Below are 17,256 nucleotides of genomic sequence, written 5' to 3'. Positions count from 1 at the left end.
ACAATAATAAATGATTATAGTTTCTAGTTAATAAAAAACATTAACTCTGATCCAAATTTAGAATTCGGATTTATGATCTATTTATAATTTAAAATAAATAAGATTGAGTACAATACCATTATTGATATTAAATAATTTCTTCTATTACGTTAAATTTATTATTTTTTAAATTCAGCATCGATAACTTGATAAAAAGCATTACCTGTATCCGCAATATCCCAAACGCCTAAAATAATCTGATAACCTGAGCGCTCTGGTATATTACAATTTATCTCTACGGTTTCTGTTGGTATTTTGCCATTATCATCTTGTTGGCAGAATGGTGTTAAATCAAAATCAGCACGGGTCAATGGTTTATTTACATCCCACCCTGGTTTCGTAATAAAAAACCGCCATGATTCAGTGCTATGTTTAGCCGTTAATGTCCATTTAAACATATTTTCTCCACTTTTCATTGCCACTTTATGCCAACGATCCGCACTTTGTGCATTTAAAGCAGAAAAAGCTTCTTTCCCACCACTAGCAATTTGACCATCAGCAGGCCCATCTTTAGGAAATCCTTTAAGCCCCTCAATTGATTGAGGTTCATACTGTATTGGACCACAATCTTTATTTAAATTTTTCCCTTTTGCTGAACAAAGAAAAGCTCTGCTAGGAGGAGTATCAATGTATCCATGTTTTAACGTCACATCAGCTGACGCTGTTGAAATAAAACCCGCTGATGATAGTAATAATGTTGCAGTGAATACCATAAGTTTATTTTTCTTCATAATAAAGCCTCATAATTATTAATAAGTGTTTTTAAATATAATGATTGCATCAATCACAATATATACTAGTCAAAAAAAGATAATTAAATATTCATTTATTTATATTTGTGAGCAACATCGCCATTTAATTTAATATTAAAATGAGACTAACACGGTCATTTAATATTTATTAAATGACTATCAATAACAAAAATAATAAATTAAATTATTTTTATTACTTTTTTATATTTTATTAAAAGAAATAAAATCATCAATATAAAATAAAAACAACCCAAATAAGACAGAAATGCTGTCTCTCTGGGTTGTATATTTTGGGATATGTTTTAACGTGATTACAATATAGCAATATACAATCGCAATTGATGTCATTCTGTAATTACGATGTATTAATGTAAACGAGTTTTCATTGAGTTCAGAACACTAATTTTGTTCGTCTTCATATCGATAATCACATCTTCCGACAATACTTTCACATTAACTTTTCCTGAATCCTTGGCCAATAGGGCATAACTATAACCAGCCCTGCCGGAGAAACTAGGCAACTTAGCTTCAAGATTATAATCAAATGTAGCGACATTTTCTTGGACATGATCGATCTTCGTGCCTTGTTTCCCAAGATAAGTTATTGCCGAAGCTTATCTTATCGTCTTTGAGACTGACTAATAATATATTTATTAAAAACACTATTTATTTACAGGTTTAAGTTGTTCTAAAGAGAACGTGAGGATTTCACATTATAAGTTTCATTGTGACTCAGTATTGCACCTCGGCAAAAACCACAAACGATATTTTTATAATTGATATCATTTTTTTCTAATTCTTTTAAAACACTTCCTAATGTTACATTTGCTAATAAGCTCTTTATATCTTTCCTATTTCTGACAATTAGAAAATCAGATCTCACCGTATTACTATCCATTATTGCAAAATCTCTATTTGAAGATAATGCCGTAGCGACGGATTCAATCGTATCATCTTCATATTTTGATAATGCGTAGTCCTTTACTTTTCCTTTTGAATGGCTACCTGATAACCCCCATAATCCTCGACTATTTAAAATCTCAACCGCATTTTGTTTTTTCGGAATAGTGTCTTCACTCGTAATAGAAACAAATGTTTTATTTTTTCCTGTCGCTAAGTTAGATATTTTAGGATCAGCTAAATACGTTTTATGTGGATTTAAGAAATCTAATGTAGTCCCTTCTGGCGGAGAAATTTCATTGTGCCAAGGGAAATATCCACCATGTGATGTAATCACTAATTGTTCTGATTTATGGTCTGGTGTCGATATTATTTTAAAATATTTACCTAATTCACTAATCCCATATTTAAAGCCTTTTTTATATCCTGTTAATTCTTTATATTCTGTTGGTAACTTATTAACAAAATGATGAGTATTTAAAGTATTCGCAGATGTTTCTGATAAATTAGCCGCTTCACTTGTACTTGTAGATGCTAAAGTATCTTCTTTTAATGGTATTCGTCCATCCGGATCATGCAATGTCACAGGGTTATTACGCACCATTCGGTATAAATTTAGTCCATCCACCGTACCTGCGGGGTCGGCACTTAACCAGCGACCAATCCACGGTTGATAATAACGATAACCGTAGTAATACATCCCCGTAGCGTCTTTTTCTTTACCTGAATAACGAATGGTTTTGTAATCAGCCTCTACTGCATTTTCGCTAGACCAAATCGCAGTGCCACCATAAGGGTAATACTCTTCATAGCTAACTAATTGCCCTTGACCATCGGTTTCTAATCCACTGTTGCCAATACCGTCATCATAGCTATAACGCAGTGAGTTATTTTCAATTCCTTTCGGTGTGCCAATTTCCCAACACAATGCTCTGACTTTTGCACTAGTGCCTGCTTGAATTTGTACAACGGCATATTTCTCTGTCACAGAACTTGTGCTCACGTCCCATTGTTCAATATTCGGTAAATAGTGCGTAGTGACTCTTTCTAAATGACCGTTAGCAGTTTTGCGCCCGCGTATTTTCGTCATACGTTGGCTCGCACTGTTATATTGATAAGTTTCACCCTCAGACAAATGCCCACTTTCCATTATCTCTTTTGTGGCTTTCAGATGATTACGGCTATCCCAAATAATGGCATCACCATTAAGAAGCTGGGTTAAATTACCGCTCTCATCAAAATAGCTATCGACTTGCTTCGGATCAGAACATTGTGATTTAAGTAATGCCCGATTAGTTTTATTAGATATGGTTATATCTTGGGTAAAACTTTGTTGCGCAATAGCGGAGTTATGACGGATTTGCGTTAAATTACCGCCTCTGTCATAAGCGTATAAACGCGTGTAATTGGTATAACTTTGTGCATCTTTGACCAACGTGGTAATGGTTTGAGATTGGATTGATGCAGGTGTTTTTTGATTGGCAGATTCACGGCCTGTTGCACTCACTAATTGATACAGAGAGTCATAGATATAACGATTTTCAGGCACGACTTTCTGATTACGCCAGTAGCGCGTTGCTTCAGCATCATTTTTCAGACAGATAATATTGCCGACGGGATCGTACTCATAACGCAGATCTTGCATGATCTTCGCACCTAATGCATGACCTTGAGGACGCTGTGTTTTGACATTCAGTAAACGTTGCGTTTCAGGCTCATATTCATAAGTGGTGACTAAGCCATTACCCTGCTCTTCACGTAATTTTTGCCCCGTAGCAGAATAGGTTAAAGCGCGTAAAATCACTTGTTCTGATTGTCCTTTTAAGGTCAACCAAGATTGCTTAACAAAGCCTGCAATATCATAGGCAATACGGCGTTTATTCCCCTTTGCATCGGTTTCTTCTAATACAACCCCTGTCGCATCATAAGTATATTGAGTGGTAAATTTTTCAGCTTGTTGAATATCATTTACTTCACGACTTGAATTCCAATCAATAACACTACCCATATGCAATTGTTGTGTTTCTGCAATAACATGCCCCAAGAGAGAATAATTGCTATACGTTTTTTTACCTGCCGTATCAAAGTGTTCAATACATTTTCCCACTTGATTGGTATCGATTAACTCACTCGCGTTTCCTTGTCCCCATTTAAATTTCTGAATAACCTTCGTGTCTGAATTCCCTAATTTTCCTTCTTTGACTTGCTCTAAATATCGCTCAACGCTGGGCTCAGAATATTCATACGTTGTCACCGTACCTTTTGCATTAATCTGTTGTGAAACGGTACCCTCAATATCATTAAGACTAAAGCTTGTACCATTATCAATCCCTTGAGATACAGCAATCGCGCCACCTAAACTCACTGTTTGTTGAATATTCGGTTGTATTGCTGAATTTGATTGTTGTGTTTCATACAATCTTGCATCAATACTGCGTTCTAAATAACCGCGAGCATGATAATGGTGACGCGTAATACGTTCATCCGTTTGGTTAACCGTATCAGGATGACGGCAATAGCTAATTTCTCGAATAGCCGATCCTCGATTATCATGAACCACCACCGTTGGCGTTCTTGTATGTAATTGTTGATTTGACATATTTCTATAATTCCTTAATTTGCTTTCTTTTATGATCTAACTCATGAGTACCAAGCTGATTTTTTGTTGCCAATATTTCTACTACCGCTTTTTTATCGGTATTACATTTTTCTAATACCAACATTAAACGTGCCACATAATCAGGATAATCCCCCCATACTTGCACATTAAAAAACGGTGCTGAACAGGGCTGTAATAAGTGTGTTGGTACAAATTTTTCGGGTGCTTTAACGACGGTTAAGGGTGTTTTGTTGCAACTGGATAACAGCGTCAGGCACAGACTCATTAGCACAAGGCGTTTGAGCCAGAAGTAGCCGTAATTCTTGGCGTATTGCATGATTTTCTTCCTCTAAATAGTGTTGCTCCTTTTGTTGATGAGTGAGCGTTTCAGAGATTTTTTCCGCTTGCTCGTGCCATTGCATTAATTGTGATTGCAATGTACTTTGTTGATATTCAAGCTGACTATTTTGTTCTGAAAGTCGATTAATTTGGTTGTGCTGATAGCGGATCACCAGAAGCGTGGTCAGAATGACTAACAACACGCCTCCTTTTAATCCCCAGCGTAGAAGCCAGGTTAGACTCATGAATATACCTCTCTAGACAGCTCATAATGAGGGCCATCACGAAACGATACCCAATCACCGCCCCAATTCATTGAAACACCCAATTGATGTGCCGCTTGTTTCATCGCTTTTGATACAGATTCAAACGCAGACCAATCATGCCAAGGGATCGAGCCATTCACTAACGGTACAATATCTACAGCATGACCCGTTAAATGACGGCTATTGAGTGTTTTGCTTTTGCCTTCTTTTATTAGCACTTTTTGGCGCACGAATGAGCGTAGCCCTTCGATAACCACAAAATCATATTCACTCAATGTCAGTGCATGATGAACCACTTGCACTAAATCTTGATGCACACCTTTTAAGTTGTTTTGACTACGTTGACTTAATGTATACGTACTCATTTAGGCTCCTTAAGGCTATTCATGCCAAAAATACGATTCCATAGCCAAATCAATGTGGTACTTCCCATTGAGCCAAAAAGCCCTGCAATCATGTAAGACATATAGCGACTTGCACCACTTTCAAAACTCAATAATCCCCCTAATAATCCTGTGAATACTGAAATCACAATTTGGCTACCAATGCCACACCAAGACCACCTAATTTGTTTTTGCCTAATTTCCATTAAATACCTCACGATACCTCCCCAGGCTGAAAATCCACCGATAATCATCCAAGCCAGCGCATCGCTTTCAGATGGGATTGCTACCAGCATAATAAAATTCCTAAATAGAGCGGATAAATGGTGTTCCCCATTAATCCGCGTAATAAATAACCTACACTAAGGTGTCATTTTCATCTTCCTGAGCCACAAACCACGGCGTCATCATCGTATGACGGCGATATTGTTTTGCAGTAATCACTTGATATAAACGACCTAATGCATCGTAATAATGGGTATCCGCAAAGCGATTAGGCTGAGATGAACTTTCCGAAACATAACGCCAATCATTCAGGAAATAAGGCTGGTAAACGCGCTTTACATTCCCTTTGTTGTCATATTCGGTTTCACCTAAAATTGCCCAACGTGTTGTGGTACTTTTTTGCTGTGCTTGCTGTACACTGTCCACCACTAATTCCCCTTTTTTACTGCGCAAAAAGGACTCACCCGCTTCAACTCTGATAGAGGTTTGCAATAGGCGTCCAAAACCATCGCTAAACGCGATTTGTTGGCGAATTTGCTGTTGTGAGTCGCTGTCATAACGGTCAGTCATAATTTGCAGAGCGTGTGGAGGCAGTTTTGACGATGAAGACATCCAACTGTCCGTGACATAAACAAAACCCGTAGCAATAGGCAGAGTTGATGTCAGTACCAAAGCCTCATCGACAGTATTTGGCATCGTAAAGGCTTTATGGCTATAACCACTTTCCTGACCTTTTTCAGCCCCTGAAAAACGGGTTGTCGTTACACGACCAAAACCATCAAAGGTCACTTGACGAAGATTTTTGTTTTCATCTGTTATTGAATTAGGTGATAAAAAGCGCCAATCATAAGTAAGATGAAAATCTTGTGTATTTAAAGGAGATCCTTTACCCATTAATACACAGAATTGCTTATCCCACAGTAAGTTATAATCACAAGAAAACTCTGTTTTTTTATACACCAGTGGCTTATAGAACTGGGCTAATGAACCATAGGTTTTAACGCCTAATAACGGTTTTACCCACAATTTTTTGCTTTTTTCTGTTTCATCAGCGAATAAATAGTCTTTTTGCTGATAACCTGCATTTTTCATCACTTCATCCAGTTTTAAATCTGGATAAGGTTGTGAAATGACTTTTGCGGTTTCTTCATCTAATTCCGCGGTTTCACTGTAAGCTAAACGCACAGGGAAATCGGGTTCTGCTAATGTTGCATTACCACTCGCATCCAGATAAGCAAGCTGTTGTTGCCCTACAAAGACTGAAGCTGATTTTTGTGTGAGCAAATTATTGCTCGCTAATAATGCTTCGACATTCAGGCCTTCTTTCGGCTGCTTTTCCGCACCGAATATCCAACTATCTTGGCGACTGGCGTTGATGATCGCGAGCTGATAAACCTGTTTTTCAGGATGAACAAGATGATGGCAAGTCTGGCGCGATAAACCTAAACGCAGAGTGTGTTGTTGCTCATCATAACTGGATGCCCATAACGTCTCGGGTAGGCTTTCGTAGTGCTGATAAGGGTTTTTCGCCCCCTTAGCACGTCTTGGATAGTTAATCGAAACGGCTTTAGATACAAAACCATAACCGTCTTGCTCTAAGATAATGTGTTGATGACAAGCAGGATCAGAAGCAATACGCTCATAATGATAGTCACGGCTTTCGACTACAGAAGGCATCACCACTGGTGAGCGCCCTTGCGCTTCAATTAAACGCACTTGTGGCCGTTGTTCCGTAACGACATAAGGCACATCAGATACAACGGTATTGTCTAATCCATAGACCTCTTTTCTAAGCAATTGACCTTGCAGTCCACGCTCAAGCCAATAGGTGTGCTCTTGATGCACTGTGTTATTACACGCTTTTTCTGAACTTCCATCACCTTGGGTAAAGCGTGGTGAGAAATGAGAAAACGCCGCACTGTCGCCTTGCCAAAACTCATTAAAAAACTGGTTATCAACTAAGGATTTTCCCGTTAAAAACCACTGACGCGTTAATGCACTTGGCGTTTTATCCGTGGTATTTTCTTCACTTTTAAAAGACTCGGCATTGGTGGCTTCTACACAACCAAAACCACGAAACTCATTTTCTTCACCATCCCAGACACCATGACGATAGTTGTAAGTTTGCGCTAAACAACTTTGCGTGATTTCATCAATGGTTTCAATTTTCCACAACGTATGTAGTGCGAAAGGTAAGTGGCTAACCGCTTTAGCTTTATTTTGCTGTTGACGAGTTGATTTTTCATCTAACCAATATTGCGCTGAACTACGGTAATGCAAATTCTGAATAAGCCCCATATTGTTATTAATGGACGTTAATAACCACGGCTTTTTATTTTGTAACGAAAGCACCCAATGTTGCGGTGTTGGATAAGCTTTTGTCAGTAAAATACTAGCGACACCAAGACCTTGGATATCCGCCACTTGCAGTTGGCATTGGTTATCAAAACGCACACCTTTAGGTAATGCGATATCATCACCACGCACAAATTGATTACCACTTTGGTTAAAATACACCTCTAAATGAGTAGATTGAGCATAAATAATATCAGTCGTACCGCTACCATCTAAGTCTGCTAAATAGAATTGATTAGGATTAAATTTCAGACGATCCGCAGAAAAACCAGGGATCGTCATCGGAGTACTAAATCTCCCCTCACCTAAATGCACCCAACAGGTTACGCCTTGGTAATCCACTTTAATCAGGTGTTGTTGACCTGAACCCAATACGTCACTAAATGCCACTAAGGTACGTCGATTAACGTTTTTAATCGGCAACGTCACGCCATCAGCCTGCATGATATCTTTGCTTTTTTTCCAGCCTTGCGCAGAGCCAGCATAAAGACGAATACTGCGAGGACCAATTAAAGCTAAATCAGCAAAACCACTGCCTGTTAATGAGGTGATTTCCGCTCTAGAATGAAAATATTCTACTGGCAGTGCATCAAGCGGCACAAAATTTAGCCAATTTTCTGCGTTGGTTTCATCTTGAGTGTAATAACCATTCACATCACCTTGGGTAACTAACCATTCCAGTTTTCCATTACCCGTCACGTCGGTCAGCATGGCTGAATTCCGCAATGACGGAATAACAGGAAGCTTTTTTGCTTTATCCCATGTTATGGCATTCGGATTTTGTTTATCTTCTTTTCTGACAGGTGCGCGATACCACCAAGCACCTCGATCTTGATACAACACGCCAGACAATCCTTCGCCTAATAAATCAACATATTGATAAGGCTGTTGTGGTGTAAAAGAAGCAAGCTCATCCAGTGATTGCCACTGGGCTTGTTTAGTCGCACCCACCATTTGCCAATCAAATTTAACCGGTGGCAATGTCACTAACGACTGCGCACCTTTATTGTTGTTAAACGCAGATTTTTGTGCTGAGACTAAAACAGTACCTGATGCGGACTCATCGTAAGTGAGCGTTAATCGAGCAACTAACTCGGGTGTTTCTGCCAATGGTGTTTGTTTTTCTAAACTTTCAAGACGGTGATACATCAGTACTTGGCGACATAAACGACGAGTACGAACTTCAAAACCGTAATGGAAAAGAGAAAAACAGTCTTTACGCAGTGCCCATGCGGAATTACTTTGCCATTGTGGATAGGTGGCTAATGCGCTATCACGCTCACCGTAATCAAAGACCAAAGTAAACAAGGCATTTTTCGGTAAGATGTTATCCGTTTTCGTACATGAAAAAGCACGCTCTCCCACAGGGTTACCGTAATACACTTTCTCTAAATAACGCTGTGTATTAGCATTTTTATGGGATTGAATTTCTTGTTTATCACAACCTTGTTCATCTTCAGCGCGATAGTGATATTCAATTTGCTCACCCATCGCTGAAACCGAAGCATTGAGATCCCATTGCGCAATATGTGCACTGTTTTGGCTATCCACAATCTGTGCTGTGGTTTCATAACCAAATAAGTGAACCTCACCATTTGCACTCAACATCACCCAAAATTGTTTTGGTGTATTGGCTGAAACATTAGCCTCATTTAATGACCAATATTCAAAACGACTAAAACTTTTTTCAATACGTGAGCGATAAGTTGTCACTTGATATTGATGAGCGAGTTTTACGCCAAGTAACTCATTACGCTGTGCCGTTTCAATTTCGCCTTTCTTATTGATAATTGGCACAATCACTTCACCTTCAGGCCCAACAAATTCATCTTGTTGAGTATAAGTAGGCACGCCTTTTGAAGTACGACGACGAATCGACATCACCCCCACAGACCAGCCAAAGCCAAAAGCGCCATTACCAGCTTGATTTTGATAACTTAGACCTAAAGAAGGGGCATAACCACGACCTTGGCTAATAGGCAACGGCAAGCTAAAAGTGGCTGCACCATCAGGGCCAACAGCACCCATGTTGCCCGTTAATCCTGTGACAGCCCCACCACCTTTTGGTAAGTTTGGCGCATCAAAGGTCAATTTCTCTGAATTTTGCATGTAGAACTCCTGACAGGCTCCCTAAGGAGCCTGTAATTAATTAAGATTTGGGTAATTAGCGAATGGTGTAATTAATGTGGAGAATGATGTCGTTCAGTGTCAGTAACATCTCTTTTTGCTTATCTGTCGCATCAGGGAAGCTTAAAGTCAGTGTACTGCTATCATTCACAGGTAAACCTTCAAATGGCAGATAACGCTCATCATTAAAGTTCAGTTGGAACTGACCACTGTCATTCATGCCATGAGAAATCGCAATCGCACTACAACCTCGTGGTTTCACCGCACTACCGCCATAACTCAACACCGCACGAATATTCTGATACGTGCCTGTTAACGCAGGTAATGTCACACTAATTTGTTTAACGCGACGTAATTGACCTAAATCTGCAGGATAATCTTTGTCGCTAGCTAAATCAGAGAGCTTAATCGAAGCCTGTAATTGACCGTTTTTCAGCGTAATACCATTTTCTGCCGTACCTAGCTGGGTTTTCGATTTATTAATCAAATCAGCGACTTGTTCAAAACCAAACTTATTAGTGCCTAAACCTTGGTACACGTCTTCCAACGAAACAATCTTGGTGATTTCCAATACACGTTTATCTTTTTCAAGGTAGCTATTTTCCATTTGAGTCAGGTTATGCATTAAGCTTTCACCCGCCATCAAACCGGAATAATTACCTTGCCATGCCCCTGGGCGAATAAAGGTTTGTGTTTCACCTAAATCATACTGATAAGCCGATTCTGCCATACGGCAACGGGAGGCAGCCAAGTCGTAGAATGGCTTATAAATCGCCATCAATTTACCGCGTAACCAGCTATACAGCGCTTTATTGGTAAATTTATTTTGTAAGAACGCTAAATGTGCCTGCATATGCACTTGCTGTTGCATCAGAAGTCCTAATTGCAAATTAGCCGCTTCTTTACGCACACCCAATGCTTTAATTTGTGCATCAAATTGTTTTAATTCTGATTGTGCTGTATCACGTAATAATTTCCACTCTTCACGACGACGACGGTACACTTCAGATTGACTTAAAATGTCTGACGCCATATTAGATATGGTACCAGCGCTAAGGAATCCAGTACCTACTGCATTAAGTAGCCCACCATAATTTGATCCCCCCACAGCCATACCGAACGTATTTGGTGCTAAAACCGCTATACCCGCGCCCACATAAAATGGTTGACTTATTGTCGTAAATCCCATGCCCATAACGCGAAGTGCTAGTGCTCTTGTTTCTTTTGCACTAATGTTTTCGTTATATAATTTGCTATAATAATCATAGCGGATTTGTGCACCTTTCCGTAAATCCTGTAATGAATTTTCGTTATAAGCAAACTCTTCAATCGTTTTCTGCTGATACTTGATATTTTGGAGAGTAATTTCATTACCCTGCGTTGCTAGTAATTCTGACAACGCTTCCACATCTTGACGCTCAGTGATGCTAGAAAGCGAACTACCAAACTGTATTAACTGGCTGACGACTGATTTTGCGCTATTTAATATCACAGGGAAACGCTGAACCGGTATCATCACTTTCGGCAATACACCATCCTCTTGCGATTGATTAACTGCGGTGATTAGCAGTGCCTTAGGATCTGCTGGTGTTGCATACATTGGTAATGACAGCGATTGCCCATCAATCGATAAGTTGTGACGCAAATTAAATAAACGCGATTTTAACGTGTCTCGATACTGCGCTAACTTCTCATTAATTTGTGGTAAAAAAAGCGAAGTTAAGGTATTTGCTGTGCGTGATAATGTTGTTTCTTTTTTCTCATCATTAACAGAAGGTTTTGCTTGATGTGTTATGGTTGCTGCATCAATTAATGTCGGTGCTGACCACACATCGTCCTCTAATAGTTCTGTCTCATTTCCTAATAATTTCAGCGCTTGTACATACCACATTTTAGCTTCATTTAGTGTGTCACGCTCAAGTTGGCGATAAGCACTGTCACCTCGTGCCACAAGAATATCAAGGTACTTCATAAATGTAGCCAATTTATAGTGCATTGGATCAGCTTGTGCCACAGCATCAGGATCAGTTGAATCCAGTTGATCATGATCCCAAGCTGTATCCGCTAATAATGGCTGTGAATTCCAAACACGATGAGTATGAGTATTGTTATCAATATAACCATTTGGATTAAACACATAACGTAGCCAACGACTAGCTTCGTCGTAATTTTGCCCTTCTAGCATCACATTTGCTAACATCATCGGGGTGTAATAGAACAGTTCCCAAAAGTAGAGAGCATTCGCACCATTAAAATCCATCGGTACATCAGCGCCTTTTTCCAGAGCGGGTTCAGGCAGTCTCTGAGAATTTAGCGTTAAAATAGCATCAATTCCGTTATTCGCACGTTTGACTAATTGACGTGCAAATAATGTATTTAAACGTACTAACAAAGGTTCATTTGCCACTGTCATTGACATATATTGGGCATGCTTTTGATTTGTTTTTAAGCTAATAACACTCTCATTTATATGTTCTAATTCACTGACTTTAAAGTAACATAGGCTTTTAGCAATAATTTTTTGGTTCTTATTAACCGCTGTTACATCCGCAGTTAATATTAACTCACCATTGTCATTAAATGCATTTTGAGGAACATCAAGCTTAAGCTCTTTATTTTTACTATTGAAGCTATTACTACCCTCAACTAAAGAAGTATTGGCGTTAGACCATTGTTCGAGAGAATAGGTGACTTTATTATCCTGACTAGAAGATAATGTTATCTTAATATCATTAACCATTTCGTCATCACTATAGATAATTTTATTTAAATCACTAATAGTTAATGGGTAAAATATTCCTTTCCCATATTCTCCCATAAGCAATTGACTCGTTACTTCTCCCGAAACATAAAAAAGAAATCTTGGTGCTTCTTTATCTAGAAAATGTTGTAACGAGAAATCGCCTAATTCATTAGAAAGCGTAAAGGCAATTTTATTTTTCGATGTATATTTTAATAAACTATTTGACTGTTTAGTGAAAAAAGACAGTTCTACGCTATAATCTTCTCCATTATTAACATCTAAACCGTTAATTACCGCACCTTTTATATTATCGTAAATAAAGAAGTAAATTATATTTTTTCTAACATCAAAACCTAAATAATAACTAAAATCAGTTTTTCCATTAAAAGACAAGGTTGTCAACTTACCAACACTACCTGAAGTATAAACAATATCCTCTAATAGAGAACCACTCTTTAATAAACCGTTAAAGATATCTTTAATAGGTGCAGGAGCAAAATTTCCATAATTAATATTACAGTTAACAAAAGCAGAAAGGTAACAAGATAATGTTTTATTTTTCGACTCTACACTGACACCATTAATTAAACTTCCTGAAAGAGAGACATGTTGAGATTCCATTGTTTTTATATCATCAATAGGATCGTGAGATATTGAGTAAGCTAATTTACCTCTCAATGCAAATTTATTATTAATATTTTTAGTGAGTTTTTCACTACTCAAATCAAATTCAGACTTCACATTAATATAAATGTTTTTTGCATGTTCCCCATTTAAATCTGATATATTAGAAAACACCATTTCATTATCAATAGAGTAAACTTGATACTCTTTATTTTCATCTTTATAGATATCACTTGTGACATAAGTTAAAAAATATAATTTATCTAATTCTTCGTTATAGCTTAAATGAAAATTTCCTTTTTCATTATCTATAATATTATTAGGCAGTTGAAAATCAATAGGTGAGCTCCAAGTACCATCATAACGGATATGTGATAAAATTAAATTATATCGTGTCTGCTTAGAAATTGGTGTAGATGTACTTTCTTCTTTATTCTCAGACTTTTTATTTTCAGTTTCTTTTTGTTCAATCCAAGCAACATATAATCGATTATTAAAAATAACAGGACGAATTAAATTATTGTAAGGGTTAGCACCATTCTCAATTTTAGTCCACTCTGTCCAAGCATTTGCTGCCATGACTCCTTTTTTTATTTTACTATGATCTACACTACGCCAATAATAACTTACTTTTTCTGATGCATTACAACCAATAAAATAAGTGTGCCCATCTTCTAATCTCACACTATCATGATAACCACTAATCACATCTAAATTAGCAATTTGTTCAAAAGAAGTTAAATAGGTTTTAAATGCATCATCAACCGTATCACTATTAATACTATTTTGACTGATTGACTGTAACAACGTATCCATCATTTTAGTTTGACCAATACGTACTGTAGGATCAATATAGTTTTCAGGATAATAAGCTAATAAAGAGACACCACTCCAAGTGCTATAACGCTTATTATATTTATCCCAATCTATAAAAAACTGACGAGACTTAATAAGTGAATTAGTATTTTTCATATCCAAAGATAAAAATTCATTAATATATAGCTGTATACTTGCAATAGCTTGTTCTATCTTTGTGGTTTTTATTTCAGATGAAACTTTATTATCAATCAGTAAATAATGATAAATATCATCACTAGTTACTAAATTTAATTCATTAAACTTATGAATATAAAATGCACTAAGTGCAACACTCTCTTTTTCATCCATTTTACTTTTTAGTAAAATAACTTGTTGAGCATTTAGCCCGCTTTGTAAAATTTTACTAATTCTATCCCAATTCAAGTAGTCTTTTTCTTTATTCCCACTTGTAGAAAATTTTAATTGAGTTAATAGATTAAAGTTATTTGGTGTGATGTTAAATATTTTAACCATATCAATATAGCTAGAGATTTCTTTGATATTATCAAATTTAATTTCATCATCCAGTTTTAATAAAGAAATAATTTGCTCAATTACCTCATCAGAGACTCCATATGCCTTTGATAAAATTGAAACAGTTCCATAACCGATAAAAAGGTTAATTAGCTCGTCTTTATTATTTATTTTATCTAAATAAAAACTATGGAATTCAGATATATCTTTTATTGATTTGATATTAGGAAGAATAGATTCATAATTAAGCAAACGTCTTTCTCCCAATATATTTATTTCGTTTTCATTTAATCCTAACTTAGTAAATATAGAAATTATTTGACACAACATTTTTATATAAGTAACAAGTTTATTTTTATCTTCTAATGTTTTATCATCCTTCCTTACCAAGTCTCTAAAATCATCAATAGATAAGTTTAATATCATATTACTATCGAGATATTTCCATACAGCATTGGCAACACTTAATGAAGGAAGGGATAAATGATAACCTAGTATAGGTAAATAGCACGGTATAATTGCCCGTTCTGTGAATTCATCTATATAAAAATCATTAAATTTCATTAACTCGTTAAAGAGTCTTTCCATTTCTTTAGTATAAGATAAATCATATTTTTTAGCTGTCATTGAATATAGTTCTGGAATACTAAACTTATACTCTTTGATAAACTTGCAATAATTATCTATTGTATAAATTAAATTACCTACATCATCTGATAAAGATTGTTCATTAATGGGTTTACTGAAAGGTTCAGGTAACATATCAAGTAATAAAGAAAGAGAATAAATATCTAGACTATGTACTGTTGCTAATAAATATACTCGATATAACAGTGATATATTCTTTATAGAACAAGTAAATCCCGTTTTTTTACCAGAAGCTAATTTCCACATAGCAACAATGCCAATATCATCGATATGAAATGCACGTTTTAAGGTATTAATACGTATAATATCATCTGGAGATGATGAATTAAAATCAAGTGCTTTATTATCTGCAATAAATTTACTTTTACCTAATGGAGGAGAATTAAATAAAATATCAAATAGCGATAAAGAGTTATTAAATTTTTGATGATTAATATTAGCACCATTAAGTACTATAGATTGCTCAATATTAATATTGTATTTCTCCATAATATATTGTACATGAAGAATAGAACGAATAACCTCAGAGTCAATATTGTTATCATTGTTTTTTGTTTTAATTAAAATATATAGATTATCAATAGAGATCCCTGTTGCTTTATGTAAGCGAATAATCTTATTTAATACCAGCATACTTTTCGCAGATAGTTCATTATTTACTTTAAGAATATTAAATAATGGTAATATTTCTTCTTCTGAAATAGAGTAATATTCTGATAAGAACTTTAAATTATTCTTTAAACTGATGTCTTTATTTCCGAAATTTTTCTCTATTAGTTCATCAATTTTATCGTCAGAGATTAATTCTGTTAAAATAGCATATAATTCAGGAGAAATAGATGAATTAATCGTTGAGATCCATTCTGTATCTAAAATATTAAGATAATCTTTAGCCTTTATTAATTTATCAACCAAGCCATCGCGTAATAATAATGTTTGTCGAATAGTTTCATAAGGCTGATGATAAGGATTTTCACCCATTACGCGAGTTGTTGCTAGTTCTTGAAATAAATCTTTATCATTGCCTAATTTATTTTGCAGTGCGGTAGTAAGAATTTTATTTGATAAAGAAAGAGTAGAAACTTCTTTATCCAGATTGTCTTGAGAAAGTATTAATTGAGCTAAATCAGGACGACGTGTATCAAGACGATACATTGGGCTACCAGGATGTATTTCTTTTGCTTCACGATAAAGTTCAGTTAAATAACCCGCAGGTGAAAACATCGATGCCACAGATTTAGAATCGACATAGTGGTTGTCTCGATTTGGGATCCAATTTTCTAACGTACTACTTTGAGTAGCATGAGGTTGAATACCTAAAACCACGGCATTTTGTACTTGTGGATTATTACGTGTTAAATAATGAGCTTCATTTAATTTATTAATTTTTGCAGCTTCTTGAGCTTCTTTATATAATGTTTTTGCTTCATGCCAACTAAGTTTCTCTTCACTCAGCGAGTGGATTTCATGAAGTGATAAGGGAGCTAGATCATTTAACGTGATATTTTCCACTGTATCAGAATTCATTTTCTTTAAAAGTGTATTAATGTTTTTCATTAAATATTTTCCTAATATAAGTTAATTTAAAATTAAGAGAATAAAATCGTCGTTTCATCTCGAAAATTAAAATACCAAGAAAATAAGAATTGAAAATTGAATTTTTTATAACCTGATATTGAGTTTTTTTATTCTTTATAGATTGATTGTGGTTTTTAATAAAAAAAAGATTGAGAAAAAAAGAGACAATTAATAACTAAAATATGGAAATAAAAAACAATTAATCATTTGATTTTATTTTTATCAAAAATACGCTTATTTATTATCAATATTAGTCGGTATTGTTATTTTTTTAATTTATTCTTTATCCTTTTTTCATTTTTAGTCGCACCAAAATGATTATTGATAAATATCAATATAACGATTC

Annotated in this window: 9 protein-coding genes; all 9 read right to left on the bottom strand. The window is 35.9% G+C overall.

Features of this window, described 5'->3' with window-relative positions; genetic code table 11:
• Positions 1-158: 158 nt before the first annotated feature.
• A complete protein-coding gene (locus GWI97_RS11275) occupies positions 159-770 on the bottom strand; it encodes a lytic polysaccharide monooxygenase (protein ID WP_087803363.1) in 612 nt (203 codons plus the stop codon).
• Between the two features lie 386 nt (positions 771-1,156).
• Positions 1,157-1,396, bottom strand: coding sequence for a cytotoxic necrotizing factor Rho-activating domain-containing protein (locus tag GWI97_RS18625; RefSeq protein ID WP_123220779.1), 240 nt, complete (start codon positions 1,394-1,396; stop codon positions 1,157-1,159).
• Between the two features lie 83 nt (positions 1,397-1,479).
• Complete coding sequence (locus tag GWI97_RS11265; RefSeq protein ID WP_161751988.1) at positions 1,480-4,290, bottom strand: RHS repeat protein; 2,811 nt, start codon at positions 4,288-4,290, stop codon at positions 1,480-1,482.
• A gap of 4 nt (positions 4,291-4,294) precedes the next feature.
• On the bottom strand, positions 4,295-4,576 hold the full coding sequence (gene lysC, locus GWI97_RS18620; protein WP_286416327.1) for an Rz1-like lysis system protein LysC: 282 nt from the start codon (positions 4,574-4,576) through the stop codon (positions 4,295-4,297).
• Positions 4,518-4,874 (bottom strand): DUF2570 domain-containing protein, encoded by a 357-nt coding sequence (locus GWI97_RS11260; protein WP_087803359.1) that lies wholly within the window; start codon positions 4,872-4,874, stop codon positions 4,518-4,520. The genes lysC and GWI97_RS11260 overlap by 59 nt, the downstream gene beginning before the upstream one ends.
• Positions 4,871-5,260 (bottom strand): M15 family metallopeptidase, encoded by a 390-nt coding sequence (locus GWI97_RS11255; protein ID WP_115370668.1) that lies wholly within the window; start codon positions 5,258-5,260, stop codon positions 4,871-4,873. Before GWI97_RS11255 ends, GWI97_RS11260 begins: the two co-directional genes overlap by 4 nt.
• Complete coding sequence (locus GWI97_RS11250; RefSeq protein WP_036934409.1) at positions 5,257-5,574, bottom strand: phage holin family protein; 318 nt, start codon at positions 5,572-5,574, stop codon at positions 5,257-5,259. Before GWI97_RS11250 ends, GWI97_RS11255 begins: the two co-directional genes overlap by 4 nt.
• Before the next feature lie 61 nt (positions 5,575-5,635).
• Positions 5,636-9,967 (bottom strand): SpvB/TcaC N-terminal domain-containing protein, encoded by a 4,332-nt coding sequence (locus GWI97_RS11245; protein ID WP_161751987.1) that lies wholly within the window; start codon positions 9,965-9,967, stop codon positions 5,636-5,638.
• A gap of 55 nt (positions 9,968-10,022) precedes the next feature.
• Entirely contained in the window at positions 10,023-16,889 is a 6,867-nt protein-coding gene (locus tag GWI97_RS11240; protein ID WP_161751986.1) for a neuraminidase-like domain-containing protein, read from the bottom strand.
• Between the last annotated feature and the right edge of the window lie 367 nt (positions 16,890-17,256).

Origin of the sequence: Proteus sp. G2300, assembly GCF_009915965.1 — a bacterium.
Taxonomy (GTDB): domain Bacteria; phylum Pseudomonadota; class Gammaproteobacteria; order Enterobacterales; family Enterobacteriaceae; genus Proteus; species Proteus vulgaris.
The sequence above is the reverse complement of the archived record's forward strand: the minus strand, read 5'-3'. Positions and strand labels throughout refer to the sequence as shown.

Bases quoted from the DNA above. Each gene is read 5' to 3' on its own strand.
- GWI97_RS11260 (WP_087803359.1), bottom strand. From the start codon at position 4,874: ATGAGTCTAACCTGGCTTCTACGCTGGGGATTAAAAGGAGGCGTGTTG.
- GWI97_RS11265 (WP_161751988.1), bottom strand. From the start codon at position 4,290: ATGTCAAATCAACAATTACATACAAGAACGCCAACGGTGGTGGTTCAT.
- GWI97_RS11275 (WP_087803363.1), bottom strand. From the start codon at position 770: ATGAAGAAAAATAAACTTATGGTATTCACTGCAACATTATTACTATCA.
- lysC (WP_286416327.1), bottom strand. From the start codon at position 4,576: ATGAGTCTGTGCCTGACGCTGTTATCCAGTTGCAACAAAACACCCTTA.
- GWI97_RS11255 (WP_115370668.1), bottom strand. From the start codon at position 5,260: ATGAGTACGTATACATTAAGTCAACGTAGTCAAAACAACTTAAAAGGT.
- GWI97_RS11245 (WP_161751987.1), bottom strand. From the start codon at position 9,967: ATGCAAAATTCAGAGAAATTGACCTTTGATGCGCCAAACTTACCAAAA.
- GWI97_RS11250 (WP_036934409.1), bottom strand. From the start codon at position 5,574: ATGCTGGTAGCAATCCCATCTGAAAGCGATGCGCTGGCTTGGATGATT.
- GWI97_RS11240 (WP_161751986.1), bottom strand. From the start codon at position 16,889: ATGAAAAACATTAATACACTTTTAAAGAAAATGAATTCTGATACAGTG.